Raw genomic sequence first — 18963 nt, 5'->3', positions numbered from 1 at the left:
CGTAACGCGTACGTTTGCGCATCAGTTCTGGCCTTCGCCGCTGGCAAGACGCGCGACCATCAGCGAGCCGAGAATGATTGCGCCGTAAATCGCCTGGATCCAGAACGACGGCACCTGGGCGAGCGTCAGCAGGTTCTGGACGACGCCGAGCAGCAGCACGCCGGAGAGTGCGCCGAGCATCGTGCCCTTGCCGCCGTCGAGCGAAATACCGCCGATCACCGCTGCCGCGAACACCGTGAAAATCATCCCGTTGCCCTGGTTTGCGTTGATCGCGCCGACGTAGCCGGTCACGATCAGACCGCCCAGCGAGGCCAGCATGCTGCCGAGCACGAACACGCCCCACGTGATGCGTTCGACTCGAATCCCCGCTGCGCGAGCCGCTTCCGGGTTGCCGCCGATCGCGTAAAGCGCGCGGCCCACCCGGTGATAACGCAGCACGAACGCGGCAATCGCGAACGCCACGGCCGCGAGCCACACCGACAACGGCAAGCCGAGCACGATGGTGGTCGCGAGCGTGAAGAACGACGGCGGCATATCGAACAGCGTGCCGCCTTTGGTCGCGCCGACCAGCATGCCGCGCAGCACGATCAGCATCGCCAGCGTGACGATGAACGCGTTCAGCCGCAGCCGCACCACCAGAAAGCCGTTGATGAAGCCGATCACCGCGCCGACCGCGACGATCGCCAGCAGCCCCGCCCACGCGGGCCACTGCATGCCGAATCCCGCGGACGCGGCGGGCATCACCAGCATCGCGCCGACTGCGGGCGCGATGCCTACCGTCGATTCGAGCGACAGATCGAACTTGCCGGTCAGCACGATCAGCGATTCCGCGAGCACGACGAGCGCCAAGGCAGCGGACGCGCCGAGCACGCTGATCAGATTCGCTTTCGTCAGAAAGCTTGGGCTGACGAATGCGCCAATCACGAGCAGCAACGCGAGCGCGGGCAACAACGCCAGTTCACGCAGACGCGCGAGCTCGGTGCGGGCACGTTTGCCGCGCGACACAGGCGCTGCCGCCTGCACCTGCGCGCTACCTTGCGCCGTACCGAAGGCCGGGCTGGGCACACTATTCTTCATGGAGACTGACTCCTTCAACGGATGCGATCAGGTCGTGGTCCTGCCAACCCGCCGGAAACTCGGCCGCGACGCGGCCACGGAACATGACCAGGACGCGGTCACAGGTACGCAGATCGTCGAGTTCGCCGGACACGACCAGCACGGCCTTGCCCTCCTCGCGCACGCGATCCACGACGGAGAGCAATGCTTCTTTCGATTTCACATCGACGCCCGCCGTGGGGTCGATCAGCACGAGCACGTTCGGGTTGGTGGCGAGCGCGCGCGCCATCACCACCTTCTGCTGATTGCCGCCCGACAGCCCCGACACGACATGCTCGGGACCTTGCGAGACGATGCCGAGCGCGTCGATCATCTTCTGGCCGAACGCATTCTTTTTCGCGGGCGTCGCGATGCCGAATTTGCCGAGCAGACGCGTGATGGTCATCGACGCGTTTTCCGCGATCGACTGCGAGAGCACCAGACCTTCGTGATGCCGGTCCTTCGGCACGCAGCCGATGCCGTGCGCAAGCGCGGCGGGCACGTCGCCGGGCGGCAGCACTTTGCCGTCGACGCTGATCGTGCCGCGTTTAGCCGCGCGCAAACCGGCAATCGCTTCGGCGACGCTGGTGCGTCCGCTGCTAGTCGCGCCGGTCAGGCCGACCACTTCGCCGCGCCTCACGGCGAACGACACGCCGTCGTAATCGGAGCCGGCGAGATCGGCCACTTTCAGCGCGACCGCCGTATCGGCGGGCAGCTTGTCGCGCGCCGCCGCATCGGCGACGGCGAGGCCGCCGCGTTCGCCGGTCATCGCTTCGATCAACTGTTCGCGCGGCAACGCGGACACCGGCGCGCTGACGATATGCCGCGCATCGCGCAACACCGTCACCGCCTGGCAAATCTCGTACACCTCCTGCAAGTGGTGCGAGATGAACAGAAACGTCACGCCCTCGCGCTGCAACTCGCTGATACGCCGGAACAGCCGCTTGATTTCGTCGCCGTCGAGTTGCGCAGTCGGTTCGTCGAGGATGATGAAGCGCGCGCCGTACGACAGCGCCCGCGCGATCTCCACGAGTTGCCGCGCTTCCACGCTCAAATCTCCGGCGCGCGCATCTTCACGCACGTCGATTTTCCAGTGGTCGAGCAACCCGCGCGCGTCGCGGCGCATCGCTTGCCAGTCGATCTTGCCGCCGCGCACCGGCTGCCGGTTGATGAACAGATTCTCGGCAACGCTCAGGTCGCGGATGATCGTCGAATGCTGATAGACGCACGCGACGCGCTCGCGCCACGCGTCGCGATCCGCGATGGACGGCGCGGCCACGCCGCCGAAGCGCACCTCGCCGGTGTCGGGCTTGCGCAGGCCGGTGAGGATCGACACCAGCGTCGATTTCCCCGCGCCGTTGCGCCCGACGAGCGCGTGCGACTCGCCCGGCATCACGCGGATGCCGACGCTGTTCAGCGCGGCCGTCGAGCCATAGCGTTTGGTGACGTCGAGCGCCTCGACGACCGGCTGCACGAAGGACGTGGGCGCGTTCATTTGACCGTGTTGCCCCACAACGCCTTGTCGTCGACATTCGACTTCGTGACGAGCGGTGCGGGCAACTGATCTTCGAGCAGGCCAGGCGCCAGTTGAATGATGTTGCTGCCGTGATCGGTCGGACCCGGCTTGAAGGTTTGTCCGGCCAGCGCGGCCTTGATATAGAACAGCCCGTATTTCGCGTACGAATCCGCCGGCTGCGAGATGGTGGCGTCGATGTCGCCACGGCGAATTGCTTCGAATTCCTGCGGAATGCCGTCGTTACTGACGATCACGACGTGCTTCGGATCGCCGGCCGGAAACAGCATCTGCTTGCGGCGCAATGTTTGCAGCGTCGGCGACAGATACACGCCGCCCGCCTGCATGTAGATCGCCTTCACGTCCGGGTTGGCGGTCAGCAGGCTGTCGAGCGCCGTGGCCGCGACATCGCCCTTCCAGGCCGCCGGAATTTCCAGCAACGACAACGCCGGATAACCCTTCAGGCAAGCGCGAAACGCTTCGGAGCGGTCGCGTCCGTTGACCGACGCGAGGTCGCCCATGATCTGCACGACCTTGCCCGACTTCACGTGTTCGCCGATGTACTTGCACGCCTTCTCGCCGTACGCGTGGTTGTCCGCGCGCACGACCATCGCGACCTTGCCTTGCGTCGGCGCGACGTCCACGGCGACCACCGGCACGTTCTTCGCGGCGGCGGCGTCGAGCGCGCGGCTGATCGCCGCCGAATCCAGCGGACCGACCACGATGCCCTTCGCGTCGAGGTTCAGCAGATTGTTCATGTCGGTGATCTGCTGCGCCGGATCGCCGTTCGAGTTGACTGGCGCCAGGATGGTCAGGCTCATGTCCTTCGCGTACTTGGGCAGGTAGTTGTTGTACGACTGCCAGAACGGCGACGTGAGCAGCGGCAGATCGAGGCCGATCTTGCCGGATTCGGCGGCTTGCGCGCTCTGGCTCACGGCGACGCCGGCCACACACGCGGCAGCCGCAACGGAAAAGAGTGAACGACGGATCAGACGACGGGCCGCGTGCGGCCGCTTGAGGGACGTGACGAACGACATGGGGTTGTCTCCAGCTATGCGTTGTTGAACTGCGTGAACCGGTCATGGATGCCGGCACTTCGTCCTGCGCTTTCTTATCGTTATTGGCGAGCTTTGTCGTGTGTTTATTCACCAATGAACGTATTATTCATATACGGACTTTCTGAAGTCAAGGAATGTGCGCTGCATCGGCGTCCGTATTTTCCCTGGACGGGGTCCGGTTGCCCGAGAATCGCCCCGCATGTACCTTCTCGCGCCACATAATGAGAAACGCTCACAGACACTTGCTGACGATGGACGCAGAAGACAAAGAAGACGCCGACCGTTATCGCGCGCCCGCACTCGACAAAGGCCTCGACATCCTCGAATTGCTCGCCGAGCAGAAGGAAGGGCTGACGCGCGCGGAAATCACCAAGCTGCTCGGACGCAACGCGAGCGAGATGTACCGGATGCTCGAACGCCTGGTCGCGCGGCAATACGTCGTGCGTTCGGCGGGCGGCGACCGCTATTCGCTGAGCCTGAAGCTATATGCGCTCGCGCACCGTCATCCGCCGATGAACCGTCTGATCGCCGAGGCGTTGCCGCTAATGCAGCGTTTCGCCGACGCCGCCGAGCAGTCGTGCCATCTGGTCGTGTATGACCGCGGCAACCTGCTGGTGATCGCGCAGGTGGACGGCCCCGGCACGTGGGGCATGTCGGTGCGGCTTGGGTCGCGGGTCGGCTTGATCGACACCGGTTCGGGTCGCGTGATGCTCGCGTTTCAGAGCATCGAACAGCGTCAGCAGATGCTGGCCGAGCACACCAAGGTGAAGGGCGAAGTCACGATCGACCGCGAAGCGCTCGAACTCGCGTGCGAGCGGATTCGCGCGGCCGGCTTCTCGCAGAAAGACAGCCAGCAGACCTTCGGCGTGACCGATGTCACGTTCCCGATCCAAGGCCCGGCCGGCCAGGCGATCGCGGCGCTGACCTGCCCTTATCTGCGGCGGATCGACGAATACGTCGCACCGACGCTCGAAGCGGCCACCGGCTTGCTGCGCGATACGGTCCAGGCTTTGTCGATGTTTCACGAGGACGCCGCGTAGGCCGTGCCGTGAAAAAGGGGGCAACAACGCGGCGGTTCGTCGAAAGCGGACCGCCTGCGCGCATGGTTTAGAATGGCGACCCTCTCAAAATTACGCCGCGTGAGTCCGCTCATGCGCGCCCATCGATAAGCAATGGCTAAACTTCTGACCGATTCCGAATTCCAGCGTTTTTCCGAACTCCAGCAGAAGCAGTCGAGCTTCACGATCACCGCCGAAGAAGCCGACGAACTGCGCGACATCGTCGCTCACGCGCAGAAGCGCCGCGACGACCGCGCGGCGGCGATGCAAAGCATCGAGACCTTTATCCAGCAATTCGACATCGGCCCGGACGAGCTGTTTTCGGCGGAACAGATCGGCGAGGCTGCGCGCACGTTCGGTCTGATCCCGGCAGCGAAGAAAGAACGCGTGCTGCCGCCGTCGTTCACGTTCAACGGCAAGCCGTATCAGTGGACGGCGCGTCCGCTGCCGGACGATATCCGCGTGCCGCTGTTCGACGCATTCAAGGCGGGCGAATCCGTGAAGTCGTTTATCGCGACGCTGAAGGACGCGAACCGTTGCGCGCTGACGATCGCGCGTCTGGAGCGCGAGACCGGCGCGGTGTATGCCGAGGCGTTGCTCGAAGAGTTGTCGGTGACGCGCGCGCAGGTCGACGAAGCGGCGGCGAAGTTGCCGGCCTGAGAAAGTTGAGTTGAGCTTGATCAAGGCGGCTGGCGGTGTCTGGCCGCCGCCCTGGATGAATTTCGTGTTGCGGCTTTGGCCTGTCGGGTTCGGCGGGTCTGTGCAAGCCGCATGGCGTCGCGGGCCAATCCAGCGCCCGCCCGCTCGCTGCAATAGCTGCCCTAGCTGCCCTTGCGCAGCCCCTCCTCGTTTCCCTCCACTGCTTCATCCAGCGCCATGCGAAAGCCCACCACGCCGGGATCTTCGGTCCGGGTAATCGTGAAGCCGCTCGCTTTGGCAAGCGCGATCATCGGCGTGTTTTCGCGCAGCGCCTCGCCCACCAGCCAATGGATGCCGCGTATCCGCGCGTATTTGATGATCCGCTCCATCAGCAACTGACCAAGGTGCCGGCCTTTCTGGTCCGAGCGCACGGCCACCGCAAATTCGGCTGTTTCGTTGTCGGGATCGGCGACGGCGCGCACCACGCCCAGCGTCCGCGTGAAGCCTTCGTCGCTCGTGACCGTCGCGATCAGCGCCATTTCGCGGTCGTAGTCGATCTGCGTCATCCGCGCGAGTTGCGAGTGGTCGAAGCTGCCTACCGAGCCAAAAAATCGCAGACGCAAATCTTCCGGCGTCATCGCTTCGACGAAGTCATGATGCGCCGCTTCGTCTTCGGGACGGATGGGCCGCACGGTCACTCTCAGGCCTTGCCAGTCGAGCGTCTCTTCGAAGCGACGCGGATACGGCACGATCGCGAGCCGGCTGCGTTTAGCCGCCAGCTTCAGCGTGGGATCGGCGACCGTCACGCGATCGCTGTAGACCCGCAGCGTCAACGTCAGACCGACGATCTCCTTGACGTCGCAGACCGCCTGCGAGAGCGCTGTCAATGCGCTCAAAGCCGGTTCCGGCCCGACGAGCCGCGCGTAGCGCGAACGCGTGACGATATCGCGCGCGAGTATCGGATTGAGCGGCGGCAGGCCGTAGACGCGCAGCGGTTCGGACATGCCGTCGGCCGATGGCGCGGTGAAGCGGAATACCGGGCCGAAGTTGTCGTCGTCGTGCAGTTCGATGGCGATGTCGACGATGGGTTCGGGGCGGTCCTCCGAGCCGCAGGGCGCGGCTTGGGTTACGCGCGGTTCGTGTTCGACCACCCGCGCCGCCCCCGTGCCGGTTAGTTGCGATTCACCGTTCTCACCCGCATCGCCGTCGTTTGCTTCGACCTGCAGCCCGAAGCGCCCCAGAAACCGCGCCGCCGCCGCGCCGGTGAGTTGCGACTCACCCGATGCCAGCGCCGCGCAAGCCTGCGCCTGAGCCGCATCGATCGCGTCGGGAATCCGCTCCGGCAAGCCCTCCGGCGTTTGCATCAGCAACTCACGACCCATCCGGTAATCGACCAGACGGGCGAACGCGCGCGCGAGCCGCTGCGGCGTCGTGTGAACCGGAATCCCTTGCGCGTGCAAAGCGTCGCGCGTTGCCGCATCCAGTCCGCCGAAAAAACACGCGAGCAGGCCGCGATACGCGAAGCGCTGATTCTCGATCAGCGCCTGCGCGACTTCTCCAACCGGCGCGCTATGTGTCGATGCATGGACCACGAAAGCCGTGCCCGTGCCGGGATGCCCGGCGAGCAAACTGAGCGCTGCGCCGAACTGCTCGGCACGCGCGTCGTCGCCGAGTTGCAGCGGATTGCCGCCGACCGCATGCGGCAGCGCCTGCCGCAACCCGTCCGACGCCTCATCCGGCCACGGCGCGAGTGTCGTGCCCGCAGCGGCGAACGCGTCGCAAGCCAGCGTAGCCAGACCCTGGTCGCTCGTGATCAGCGTCGCCGTGCCGCCCGCCGCGACCCGCCCGACGCCCAGCGTTTCCACTTCGTCGAGCAGATCGTCGAGCGCATCCACGCGCACCAGGCCCGCGCGACGAAACGCGGCGGTATAGAGCGCGTCGGCGGGATCAGCGCGGCCCGAGCGTAGCGCCAGCACCGGCTTGTTGCGGGCCGCCGCGCGTGCCGCCGACATGAACTTGCGCGCCGCCCGCACCGAATCGAGTTCGAGCAGGATCGCGCGTGTGCCGGGGTCGCTAGCGAGGTAATCGAGCACGTCGCCGGCATCGACATCGGCCTCGCCGCCGAGCGCCACCGCATGCGAAAAACCCAGCCCGCGTGCCTGCGCCCAGCCGAGCACCGCGTTGGTCAACGCGTTCGACTGCGAGACCCACGCGACTCCTCCCGGCTTGACCGTGCACGACGGCGCGCCCAGATGCGCGCGCAGCCCCGGCGACACCACGCCGAGACTGCCCGGCCCCACGATCCGCAGCAGATTCGGACGCGCCGCCGACAGCGCGTGCCGCAGCGCCAGCCGGTCGTCGTCGGAGCGCACCTCGCCGACGATGATCGCCGCCCGCGTGCCCAACCCGCCGAGCTTGTGGATGATCGCGGGCCATGTCGCGGGCGGCGTGCAGATCAACGCGACGGTTGGCGCTTGCGGCAAATCGCCGACATCGCCGATCACCACATGGCCGCCGAGCGTTTCGTTTTCGTACTTCGGATTGACCGGCCACAGCGGTCCGTCGAAGCCGCCTTCCAGCACACGCGCCCAGACCATCGCGCCAGTGCTGCCGGGCCGCTGTGATGCGCCGATCACGGCAACGGATTTGGGTCGGAACAACGCGTCGAGATTGCGAACGGTCACGGGCACTCCGCGAAGTGAGAAAGACAAGCCGGCCTGGTGGCCCGGCGCGCGATTTCGATTTCGTCAGGATAGGCGAACTTGGGACGTTGCGCGGCGCATCGATTCGCGCCGATGACCCCGGTCCAGAAAAGCGCGCACAAAACTCACGTCATCACGATTTTTTCTCCTGATCAAGCTAAAATCGCCTCGCCGGTGTCACAATCATCCGGCCATCGGGAACGAGTTTCAGCTCGGGAAATTGCCGGACACGATGGCGACGAAAGCGCGTTCAGGAGACAACACGCGCCCGGCGAAGCAGCACAACGCGAACCGTGCAAGCGCGAGCGAGGCATGCCTCGCTCGGGCCAGCCATTTCGCATCACTAAAAAAGAAACAGAAGGTGATTTATGCGGCGCCTGCCATCGCTGATCGCGTTGCGCTTCTTCGAAGAGACTGCCCGTCACATGAGCTTTAACCGAGCGGCCACGGCGCTCTGCGTGACGCAAGGCGCGGTGAGCCGGCAGATCAAACTGCTGGAGGAGTCGATCGGCGCAAAACTGTTCGAACGCGATCACAAAGGAATTCGTCTGACGCAGGCGGGCTCGCAATTCCTGCCCTGTCTGAGCGACGCGTTCGACATGATCGAGCGCGGTTTTCGTCAGCTCACGGTGGCCAAGGTCCGGCGGCGTCTCGTCGTGGCCGTCCCGCCGACGTTCGCCACGCAGTGGTTCTCGTTGCGGCTCGGCGCACTGGCGGTGGAACTGCCCGACGTCGAACTGTCGATCCGTACCGAGCCGAGCGCCGATTGCCACTGCCACATCCGCTTCGCGCGCCACGCGTTAGCCGACGCGCATTCCGAATTGCTGACGATGGAGCGCCACGTGCTCGTCGGCGCGCCGCGCCTGCTGGCGCAGCCTCTCGACACGCTGCTCGACAGCATGCCCGCGCTGCATGTGCTGCACAACGACGCGCGCCTCGAGCTCTGGCCGAACTGGCTCGCGAAGGCGGGACTGCCCGCGCGCTATGCGGACAACGGCATCGAATTTTCGACGCTGGAGCAGGCGATTCGCGCGGCCAGCAAGGGCGCGGGACTGGCGATCGTCGACCGGAACATGATCGTCGAGGAGCTGGCCGACGGCGAGCTTGCGCAGTTTTCCGATATCGAAGTGACCGGGCCTTATGGTTATTGGCTGGACATAGCGCAGCGGAATATTGCGGTAGAGGATGTGCAGACGTTGGCGAGGTGGATACGGAAAGAGACGTTGAAGCTGGACTCTGCGCCTGTTTAGTCACCAGCGGAGCAACCTCGTTTGCCTGACGTTGAGCCTGCGCGTTGTTCTACCGGCGCATATCTCAGGACTGCAATTGGAGAGCTCGAAGAGAGAATCGGGACTGCTCTTTTGCACCGCCATTTCTAAATGACCTTGCACAGTCCCGATTACAAAGCGCTTTTAAAAATTCAACGCTAACCTCAATTCTATTGATATGTCAGCGTAAATACCGCAGTAGCGTTTGCCGCACCAGCTGATATTTGGCTCGCAGTCTGGATATATTGCGCGCTCCAGTCAACGTTGTAGACGCCTTCTGCCGTTGCTGTGCCAGCCACGAAATTGGTATTTAGCGGCAACGGATTGTTCCACGCATCAAGCATCTGAATACCGACGCCTGATGCTGCGCCGGCACCCGGTGTCAATTTTATGGTGCCCGGTTGACTGGCATCAGCGGTCACGGTCAACTGCACATTGATTCTCGCCCCATTCGAACAGGACAGCCCGATCTTGACAGGAACGCTCTTTGTGGTCGAACCAATGCCGCGGAACGCCGATTTAGAATAGTCTCCCATCGGAACATTAACAGTTGGCGTGTTCAGGCTGCAGGACTGCGCGACCACGCCCAAGCTCGAGAAATTGATGGTTGCCAACGCCCCCATCTCTTTCATAGTTGTCGAGGTCTTATATGTGTAAGACAAAGCCGGCAAAGCTAACGTCCCTGAAGCGATGTTGTCGGCTTTTACGAGCGTCCAGGTGTCGGTCAATGTTGTCGTACCTTCGAACTTGATTCCGCGTTGCCAGCTTGAAATATTTAGCTGACCGCTTGAGACCGATGAATTTGTCCCCGTGTTCGAGTTTAGATTCACCCACTGCAATCCGACGCCGCTGTAATTTGTCAACCGGGTGTTCGCGACAGACGCAGCGCCAAAATCGCCATTCGCCGCGCTGAGCCCGACGAGCCATGAGCCGTCGCCTGAACCCGAGCCTGTGGAATCGCACGTAATCGTCATCGTGGTTTGCGCTGTTGCCAGCACGGTTCCGTTCGGAGCATCCCGCTGCATGGAAGCTATTGGCGGAAAATTCGCTGTGACATTTGACGCCTTGCAAGTGGCCCACACGCTGGCGAATGGCGACACGCAGACAAGCAGCAACGCCAGGCGCATCAGAACCTTGATCTTCAAGAATCGGAACATGAAATTCCCTCCTCACAGAGAGGTGAATGGCTTCGCTGGCAGCGCAGCCAAAATAGTAAAAAGGAGGTTTGCCATTAACCCAATCCGCCTGTCGGGACGTCGACTAGCGCTTCATATCAAGCTGGTTCTGGCTGCATTGCCGCTTCGGTTTCGGCTGCATGCGCCGTATTGAAACCAGCCGCTTATGGCGTCACGCAGTCGGCGTCGATCGTCGTCCACACCTTCGCCCTGGCGTCCGGCGTGTTCGGCAACGAATAGGAGACCCGACACGATTGACGGTTGGTACCGTCGCCCCAGCCCACGGTCAGATCGCCCGTCGCGCTCTTCAGGCCTCGCACGATGACGCGTCCGCCTTGCGCAACCGTGCCGACGGTTTGTCCTGCGGCGTCGAACACGTCGGCGCCAAACGGAACGGGCTCGCCGTCAGCCATCTTTGAGCGGATGATGAGCGAAGCGCCTGGATTGTCCGTCTCGAACTTCACAAGCGAGACCGCACCGGCCGTCGGCGCAATATGCTTCGACGTGGATTTAAGTTCGACACTGACGGGCAACCCCTTCGGGTCAACGACGAGTTCATTGCTCGCAAACGGCCGGAGAGTCGACACGAGCGCACGGCCCCAAGGGTCGACACGCAAGCCGGACTGCGAAGTAATGCGCGCACCCGCAGCGTCCTTCGCTTCCACAATAGCCATGGTTTCGCCCATCACAGGCGCGAACACGACACCACCCTTGTAGGCCACGACACCGCCAGATACGCCACCGTTGAACTGGTTGAATCCGTTGCCGGTCGATGCGCCGGCCGAAAGCGCAGCCATTGGCGAAAGGTACGACACATTGCCACCGACATTCGTCGCACTGTTCATATTGCCGCCGCCGTTGTACCCGGCGTTGACGCCGTAAGCGAACGCATTGTCCTCGCCCAACGTGCCGGAAAGCGTTTGCTGAACGCTGGTCAGACCATCCGAATCACGCTGAATGCTGGTCGACGAGAACGGCGCATTGGAGCCGTTGCCAAGCGGAATGGAAGCGGTCACCATCACGCGGTTGTCCCATTTCGAGTTCGTTACCTGATACTGGCGCGAAAGCGATACGCCGTAGTTGATCCGTTTGAAGTTATTGGTATAGCCCGCCTGGAACTGCGTGTTCGTGCCTTGCTGATTCCAGTAGTTCTGAGCCGTGCCGGTCAGGTAGACCGAGCCCCAGCCGCCGGGAAGCGTCTGGTTAAGCGTCAACTGCAACGCATTACGCTGTGTGCCGATATTTTGCGCACGCTGATCGCGCATCGCGATCGCATCTTCGAGGTTGTAAAAGCCGCCGCTCGAAAAGCGATACGCAGCCAGACCGATATTGGTCGATGTCGGTTCGAAGTACTTGCTATAGCTAAGACGCAAGCTCTGGCCGTTGTGCGAACCATGCCCCGGAAAACTGGTGTTGGCCTGCGTTACGTCGAATCCAAATGCGCCGACCTTCGTGTTGAGCGCAGTGCCCAACACGCCAGCGACGTATCCCTGCGCGGCGGTGATGCCGCCGTAGCCCGTAATCAGATTCGTGAAGCCGTGCTGAACCGTGCCCTGAAACAGCATGGGCTTGCTGTCGATCGTTGCGCTACGGTATTGGCCCACCGTAGCGCTGAAACGCGTGACACCCGGACGCAATGCATTCGGTGCAGCAGCAAACGGCACGGTCGACATGCTTTGCGAACCGTCGGCTTCGGTCACAATCACTTGCAGATTGCCGCCGTATCCTGTCGGATACAGATCGTTGAACTCGAATGGGCCCGGAGCAACGTTCGTTTCGTAAATGGTGTTGCCGTTCTGCGTCACCTGGACGCGTGCGTTGCTGCGGGCAACGCCGCGAATCGTCGGCGCATAACCACGCTGTGACTCCGGATACATGCGGTCATCGCTGGCCAGTTGCACGCCGCGAAAGCCGAAACTATCGAACATCGCTCCGTCCGTGAAGCCATCTCCGAACGTCAATTTGCTCTTAAGCGGCGCGATGGAACGCTCAAGGGTCGTCTGAATCTGCTGATAGTGTGTGCCGACACCGGTGCTGGTCGTCAGGTTGCCTTGGTGCCGGAAACGCCACGGCCCCACGTTGACACCCACATTCAGCCCCACATATCCCTGAGTGAACGAGTTCCCGCCCGAATCCGTCCGGTAGACGTTCGCGTTGTAGGCGAGAACCGCGGCGGTAATGCCTTCGTCCCAGTATTTTGCGTCAACGTAGCCGCGTGCGTTGTTACTTAGCGACGCCTGCGGAATGGTGATATCGAGACGTTGCTCACCATTGTCGAATGATGCTGTCGCACTCTCGATGAACTGCGGCAGAGGAGCGCATACGCCTTTCCTGCTGTTGAGCAGCGCCGTCGCCTCGGCCGAAAACTTCGACAGATCAACGCCCATGCGCTCAAGCAAATCAAGGCCGACGCATGGCTCGACGTGCCCCGATGCAGACGCTTCGAGCGTAACTGGCGTAAGACCCAGCCATCGCTGATTCACATACACATCGGCCCGGTACACGCCGGGCTCGGCTACGTTACCTTTTTCGAAGCGTCTGACATCAACGCCCGAGGTCCCCATCTGCTGGAGAAACGCGTCGTTGAACTGAACCTGCGCGATCTGTTCGTCACCCGACGCGGCGTTCGCCGCGCTTACGCTCAAACTGAGAATCGCAAGCGCGTAAAGCGGGCGTATCTCGGCCTTGAAGTGATACCGCTGGATTCTCTTGGGCATGACAATTTCAGATTTTTCATGGGCGCAAGAATCCCCGCACCAACGGGTGCCAAATTCGGCGCGAATAAGAAGTGGAGAGAGTGAAGCGGGGTAGCGGCGAAATGAACTACAGGCCGCCTGCGACGCCGCCGTGCGTTTCGAGACGGCATCACATGGTCATACTTTTACTTGAGTGGAGCTTCACCCTCCACCGAGCCGCCCAAATCGTTAAGCGTACGAAAGTGCACCTTTGCAGCCGGCGCGCCTGACACGTTGCCTTTCAGCGGCATGGTCGCGGTTTCACCGGGCCCGACCATCACGCCGTCGGCGAGGCTTGCCGTGTTAACGCCGTCCGTGACTTTCACCTCGATGAACGACACGTTGAATGCACTGTGATTGCTCGCTTCAAGGGCCGTGTGACCATCTTGGGTCACGACGTGCCAGCCGACCAGGGCGGGCGCGCCATTAGCATCGCCCTTCAGCCCCGCAGGGCGATAAAACAGCTTGATGCGTGAACGGAAGGCTATTTGCAAAGAGTTTGCACTCGCTTCTTCGCCTGTTGCCTTGGACGGAATTTCTAGCACGTTCAGCCAGAATACCGATTCGTGATCCGCAGGGAGAGCTTCGCCAGTGTAGATAATGCGCAGCGTCTGGCTCTTTGCAGGGTCGATTCTCGAAACCGGCGGCGTGATGGTAAAAGGTACGTTGATCGAAGAGGGTGCGGCTTTCGGATCGCCCTTATCGATCCACACTTGCAGCAGCGCCGGCTTTTCCCCAGCATTGGTTAGTTTAAGAGTTACTTCCGATTCGTTCTGGTTATAAATAACACGTGTGGCGTCAATCACCACCGAAGCCTCGACACGCACAGCAACGCCGAACGCCAAAATGATTAGCAACGATTCAAAAACACGCTTGACGTTCATGGCGATTATAAGAAGGTTAAGGGAAAGGAAAACAAGACTGGCCGGAACCAGTCTCGTCAAACTCAATTATTGATAAATCATCGAGAAAGTAACGGCTGAAGTCACCGTTCCTGCACCAGCGGCGCCACCGTTGGCGATATATTGAGCGTTGTAATTCAGCGTGGCGGTGCCGCTGTCAATGTTGACAGACTTCGAATTCTGGTCGGCATCAGCTTTGTTCAATGCGATAACCGATGAATCGGAATTCAACAGCTGAACCTGAACGTTTGAAGCGGTGCCGGTATTCACGAGATTACCGGTCGCCGGGTCAGTTGTGCTGCTGCTCGGTTCGAAGTAGGTGTGGGCGGTGCCCGAGTCTACGGCGCAGTTGCTCAGCGTGAGGCTGAAGGGCGTGGCACCGGCGGATTGACCGGCAGATGGCATCGCTGCGGCCGAAACTGTCGGCAGCGTGACCGTTGTCATTTTACCAGGCACGGTGCCGTTGATTTGGCAAGTCTGGGCGGAGATGTTGCCATTAAAAATGAGCATGCCGTCCGAAGCGTGAGCGCCCATCGAAGCAAAGCCCAACAGGCTGCCAGTTGCAATCACAATAGCGGGGAAAATCGACTTCATAGTTACAATTCCAATAAGCCAAAAATATTCTGGTTTAACACCAATTTGATGGATTTGACGCTTGCGTTGTGCACTTCAACGTTCTCCGCAATGAATCAACGGTCTTTGAATCGACTTGCTGTGCCGTTTGCGCAGCCGCCGAGCCATATTAAATTTCTTACGCGCAAGAATATCTAAGACAATTCCCATTAAATTTAGATATCGCAAATAAAATACCACTCGATACGGTACGTTTTCTTTGAAAAATAGGACAAATCCCATTGATCGACGAAAATTTCACATATCGCGCCATGCCATTAAAATCCGTCATGCACGGCCATGCTTAAATCCCGGCCTCTCACGACGATTAAATAAAATAAACTTAGCCAATACCATCATGAATTTTTAAAGCAGGAAAACGAAAATTGAACCGCAAATCAAACCCGCAAACGATCGCAGACAACCACGCTCGGGCCACCAGCGCTTCGGGGATCGTTAATTCGACGAATTAGATATTGATGAATCAAATACGCGGCAACGGCTCATCGAGCAATGATTCGATGACGCGTCATTTGTCCTGGATGTCTGGGCAGCGCAATTCGCTGCCTGATCAGGTCGATGCGAGGGAAATGCGGGAGAAATGCGAGCGATTTCGATCGCGCCTGCAGTTAGGTTGATGGTTGTTCCCGCACGGTAAATCACGCGTGCAACCGCATTGCGTTGATGAATGCGTGCCTGCCCACAGCAAAAGCCGGTCAGCCGGAAATATCGGCCAACCGCGCCATAGACAACGTAGTTGAAAAGCAGCGGCCGTAACAAAGCGATTTCGTCATTTTAATCGCCCGCTTCTTACCGCCGCCTGCCTTTCAATCCCGCAGCGTCAAATCACATCGACTTCCGGAACGGCGCGCCCGAGTGTTCGCGCAATTCGTTGAACACGATCTTCGGCCACGCCTTCTGCGCAACCTCGATTTCGCCGACGTGCGACGCCAGGTAAGTCGGCGCATCCGAAGCGTCGAGCGCGATCCGCGCCGCGTACGAATCGGTGAAGCGGCGCAGTTCGGCGGCGTCGTCGCAGGTCACCCAGCGCGACATCCGGTAGCGCGCGGGCGCCATCCGCACGTCGACCTTGTATTCCGTCGACAACCGGTGCGATACCACTTCGAACTGCAGTTGGCCAACCGCGCCGAGAATCGTCAGACCGCCCACTTCCGGACGGAACACCTGAATCGCGCCTTCTTCGCCGAGTTGCTTCAGCGCTTCGCCGAGTTGCTTCGCGCGCATCGGATCGACCACTTCAACGGTCTGGAAAATTTCCGGTGCGAAGAAAGGCAGGCCGACGAATTGCAGTTGCTCGCCTTCGGTCAGCGTGTCGCCGAGACTCAGCGTGCCGTGATTCGGAATACCGATGATGTCGCCCGGATAGGCTTCGCTCACCGTCTCACGACGCTGCGACAGGAACGTCACCACGTTATTCGCGCGGAACGTCTTGTTGGTGCGCGTGACCTTCACGGCCATGCCGCGCTCGAAATGCCCCGAACACACGCGGATAAACGCCACGCGGTCGCGGTGCGCCAGATCCATGTTCGCCTGCACCTTGAACACGACGCCGGTGAATTTCGGCTCGTCGGGCATCACCGGGCGCTGCACGGTCATGCGCATCGACGGCGGCGGCGCGAGATCGACCAGCGCGTCGAGAATTTCCTTCACGCCGAAGTTGTTGATCGCCGAGCCGAACAGCACCGGCGACTGCTGACCGGCGAGGAACTGTTCGCGGTCGAAATCGGGCGATGCACCGGTAATGAGGTCGATCTCTTCCTTCGCCTTGACCCAGGCCTGACCGAAGCGGCGCTCGCCTTCTTCGTCGCTTAGCGCGTGCAGCGTTTCGACTTCGCCGCCCGCCTTGTCCTGCCCTGCGCGGAACAGGCGCACCTGATCGCGCTGGATGTCGTACACGCCCTGGAAATCCTTGCCCATGCCGATCGGCCACGTGAACGGCACGGCCGCCACGCCGAGATGCTGCTCGATCTCGTCGAGCAGTTCGAGCGGCTCGCGCACTTCGCGGTCGAGCTTGTTGATGAAGGTGACGATCGGCGTCTTGCGGCTGCGGCAGACTTCGAGCAGCTTCAGCGTTTGCGCTTCCACACCGTTCGCACCGTCGATCACCATCACGGCGGCATCGACTGCGGTCAGCACGCGGTACGTGTCTTCGGAGAAGTCTTCGTGGCCCGGCGTGTCGAGCAGATTGATGACGGCATTGCCGTACTCGAACTGCATCACCGAGCTGGCCACCGAAATGCCCCGCTGCTTCTCGATTTCCATCCAGTCGGACGTCGCGTAGCGGTTGCTCTTGCGGCCCTTCACGGTACCGGCGATCTGGATCGCGCCCGAGAACAGCAGCAGTTTTTCGGTGAGCGTGGTCTTACCCGCGTCCGGGTGGGAAATGACCGCGAACGTGCGGCGGCGTTTGAGTTCGGAGACTGACATCGGGTCTGGCGATCACTGATAGGGGGTTCGGGCGGTTCCCGGCGGCCTGGGGCGACCGGTATGCCGCGCCTTGCGCGGCGGCGTCGGGCTGCGGGAGTTGGGCCGGGACCCGCGTCGACTGGCAAACTCGCCGCGTCGCAAAACAGGTCACGAACGAGCGTTCGGCACTACGGGAATCGCCAGCGCAGAACAGCGCAGGGAACGAATGATACACGCCTGGGGCGGCATCAGGGGGAAAGGAGCCCGGCCGGGCGCCGTCGCGCGCGGCCGGAAAGTGCTTCGGAACAAGCCTGGGCGGTGATGTGCGCGGCGCCCCGATCGGCGGACTACACGCCGCTTGCTTCGTTCAACGTCAGATGCTTCGTTTCAGGCGCCCACGCAATCGACACGATCATGCCAACCAGCAGCACCGCCGCGAGCACCAGAATCGTGATGTGAAAGCCCAGATGGACGATGCCGAGCGGCAGCAGGAACGTCCCGACCGCCGAGCCGAGCCGGCTGCATGCAATCGCGAGTCCGACGCCACAGGCACGCACTTCGGTCGGAAAGCACTCGGGCGGAAATACGCCAACCAGGTTGGAAAACGCCGACATGGTCAACGTGAAAATGCCAAACGCGACGATCATGCCGACGGTCGCCGATTCCGGCAGGAAGCCCAGCGCGACCAGCGATACGCACGTCACCGCGAACGAGCCAATCAGAAACACGCGACGCGGCAATTTAATCGTCAGCCAGATGCCGATCAGCGCGCCGAGTACGAGGAAGCCGTTCAGCAGGAAGTCCGCTCCCGAATCGTTATTCAGATGGATCGCCTTCAGGATCGTCGGCAAAAACGTGTAGATCGCGAAATACGGGATCACGAGACACACGAAGAACGCGCAATTGAAAATAGTCCGGCGAATCAGGTCTTTTCTGAACAGACGAGCGAAGCCGCCGGAGGTTTGCGCATGCTCGTCATGACCGGCGTCGAGCGTGACGTTCGGGCCGAAATGCTTCAGCAAGATCGCCTTGGCCTCCGCAACCCGGCCCTTGCCGTGCAGCCAGCGCGGCGACTCCGGCGTACCGATGCGCAGCAGCAGAACGATCACCGCCGGCACGCCCGCCGACGCGAGCAGCCAGCGCCACGCATCCGGCGAAGCATCGGCGTAATGCATGCCCAGCACGTTCGCCATGACATAGCCGATGGTCCACACCACGCTGAACGAGCCGAGCAGTGTCCCGCGATGTTTGCGCGGCGAGAATTCAGCGAGAATCGCGTGGCCGACCGCGAAATCGCCGCCCATCCCGAAGCCGATCAGCACGCGCAGCAAACACAACTCCGCCGGCGATCGCACATAGAACTGCGCGAACGCGGCGGCGGTGATGATCAGGAAACTCAGCAGGAAAATCTTCTGGCGACCCATGCGATCCGACAGCCAGCCGAATACGAGGCTGCCGAGGAAGATGCCCATCAGCGCGGAACTGCCGATCATGCCCATCCAGAACGCGTCGATCGGCATCTGCCGGTTCATCGACGCGAGCGCGTAGCCGATCGTGCCGAGCGCGAAACCTTCGGTCAGGTGCGCGCCGAATGTCAGCCCGGCGATTTTCACGTGGAAGGCGTTCAGCGGAACGTCGTCGAGCGGAACGGGGCCGTGCGCGGACGCCGCCGCAGACGGCAAGGTAGGGGCGAGCCCAGGAAGGGCCACCTGAATGTCCTGATTGCTCACGCTGTCTCCATATTTGGTATGAATCGCCGGGCGTTGCGAGCGCGTTGCC

Annotated in this window: 14 protein-coding genes; 4 read left to right on the top strand and 10 right to left on the bottom strand. The window is 61.7% G+C overall.

From position 1 onward, the window contains the following. Positions 1-21 precede the first annotated feature (21 nt). Genes BLS41_RS29355 through BLS41_RS29345 form a run of 3 tightly spaced genes read right to left on the bottom strand, consistent with a single transcriptional unit; the run spans position 22 to position 3645 of the window. The gene (locus tag BLS41_RS29355; protein WP_074770982.1) at positions 22-1077 is read right to left on the bottom strand and encodes an ABC transporter permease; all 1056 of its coding nucleotides are present in this window, start codon (positions 1075-1077) and stop codon (positions 22-24) included. Further along, the gene (locus BLS41_RS29350) at positions 1067-2590 is read right to left on the bottom strand and encodes a sugar ABC transporter ATP-binding protein (protein ID WP_074770981.1); all 1524 of its coding nucleotides are present in this window, start codon (positions 2588-2590) and stop codon (positions 1067-1069) included. Before BLS41_RS29350 ends, BLS41_RS29355 begins: the two co-directional genes overlap by 11 nt. Beyond that, a complete protein-coding gene (locus tag BLS41_RS29345) occupies positions 2587-3645 on the bottom strand; it encodes a sugar ABC transporter substrate-binding protein (RefSeq protein WP_074770980.1) in 1059 nt (352 codons plus the stop codon). The genes BLS41_RS29350 and BLS41_RS29345 overlap by 4 nt, the downstream gene beginning before the upstream one ends. Before the next feature lie 272 nt (positions 3646-3917). On the opposite strand from BLS41_RS29345, the gene BLS41_RS29340 reads away from it, so the two are divergent. Together BLS41_RS29340 and BLS41_RS29335 are read left to right on the top strand one after the other, a co-directional pair. Then, positions 3918-4706 carry an IclR family transcriptional regulator gene (locus BLS41_RS29340; protein WP_074770979.1) on the top strand — a complete coding sequence of 263 codons (789 nt, stop codon included), beginning with the start codon at positions 3918-3920 and terminating at the stop codon, positions 4704-4706. A 132-nt stretch (positions 4707-4838) separates the two neighbouring features. After that, positions 4839-5384: a hypothetical protein gene (locus BLS41_RS29335; RefSeq protein ID WP_074770978.1), complete on the top strand. Its 546-nt coding sequence runs from the start codon at positions 4839-4841 to the stop codon at positions 5382-5384. A 161-nt stretch (positions 5385-5545) separates the two neighbouring features. Here BLS41_RS29335 and BLS41_RS29330 read toward each other — a convergent pair whose 3' ends face one another. Beyond that, positions 5546-8047, bottom strand: a complete 2502-nt coding sequence (locus BLS41_RS29330) for a bifunctional acetate--CoA ligase family protein/GNAT family N-acetyltransferase (RefSeq protein WP_074770977.1) — start codon at positions 8045-8047, stop codon at positions 5546-5548. 111 nt (positions 8048-8158) lie between these two features. On the opposite strand from BLS41_RS29330, the gene BLS41_RS38665 reads away from it, so the two are divergent. Next, positions 8159-8455: a hypothetical protein gene (locus tag BLS41_RS38665; RefSeq protein ID WP_143026390.1), complete on the top strand. Its 297-nt coding sequence runs from the start codon at positions 8159-8161 to the stop codon at positions 8453-8455. After that, a complete protein-coding gene (locus tag BLS41_RS29325; RefSeq protein ID WP_074770976.1) occupies positions 8434-9315 on the top strand; it encodes a LysR family transcriptional regulator in 882 nt (293 codons plus the stop codon). The genes BLS41_RS38665 and BLS41_RS29325 overlap by 22 nt, the downstream gene beginning before the upstream one ends. A 188-nt stretch (positions 9316-9503) precedes the next feature. Here BLS41_RS29325 and BLS41_RS29320 read toward each other — a convergent pair whose 3' ends face one another. From BLS41_RS29320 to BLS41_RS29295, 6 genes are all read right to left on the bottom strand, one after another. Beyond that, positions 9504-10490, bottom strand: coding sequence for a fimbrial protein (locus tag BLS41_RS29320; RefSeq protein ID WP_074770975.1), 987 nt, complete (start codon positions 10488-10490; stop codon positions 9504-9506). 182 nt (positions 10491-10672) lie between these two features. Beyond that, positions 10673-13225 (bottom strand): fimbria/pilus outer membrane usher protein, encoded by a 2553-nt coding sequence (locus BLS41_RS29315; RefSeq protein WP_074770974.1) that lies wholly within the window; start codon positions 13223-13225, stop codon positions 10673-10675. A gap of 164 nt (positions 13226-13389) precedes the next feature. Then, on the bottom strand, positions 13390-14187 hold the full coding sequence (locus BLS41_RS29310) for a fimbria/pilus periplasmic chaperone (RefSeq protein WP_366486865.1): 798 nt from the start codon (positions 14185-14187) through the stop codon (positions 13390-13392). A 6-nt stretch (positions 14188-14193) separates the two neighbouring features. Next, entirely contained in the window at positions 14194-14739 is a 546-nt protein-coding gene (locus BLS41_RS29305) for a fimbrial protein (RefSeq protein WP_074770972.1), read from the bottom strand. Between the two features lie 864 nt (positions 14740-15603). Further along, a complete protein-coding gene (locus tag BLS41_RS29300; protein ID WP_074770971.1) occupies positions 15604-17205 on the bottom strand; it encodes a peptide chain release factor 3 in 1602 nt (533 codons plus the stop codon). Between the two features lie 326 nt (positions 17206-17531). Continuing rightward, the gene (locus BLS41_RS29295) at positions 17532-18914 is read right to left on the bottom strand and encodes an MFS transporter (RefSeq protein WP_074770970.1); all 1383 of its coding nucleotides are present in this window, start codon (positions 18912-18914) and stop codon (positions 17532-17534) included. Positions 18915-18963 lie beyond the last annotated feature (49 nt).

Source organism: Paraburkholderia fungorum (assembly GCF_900099835.1).
Classification (GTDB): Bacteria; Pseudomonadota; Gammaproteobacteria; order Burkholderiales; family Burkholderiaceae; genus Paraburkholderia; species Paraburkholderia fungorum_A.
This window is presented reverse-complemented; position numbering and strand designations above follow the sequence as displayed.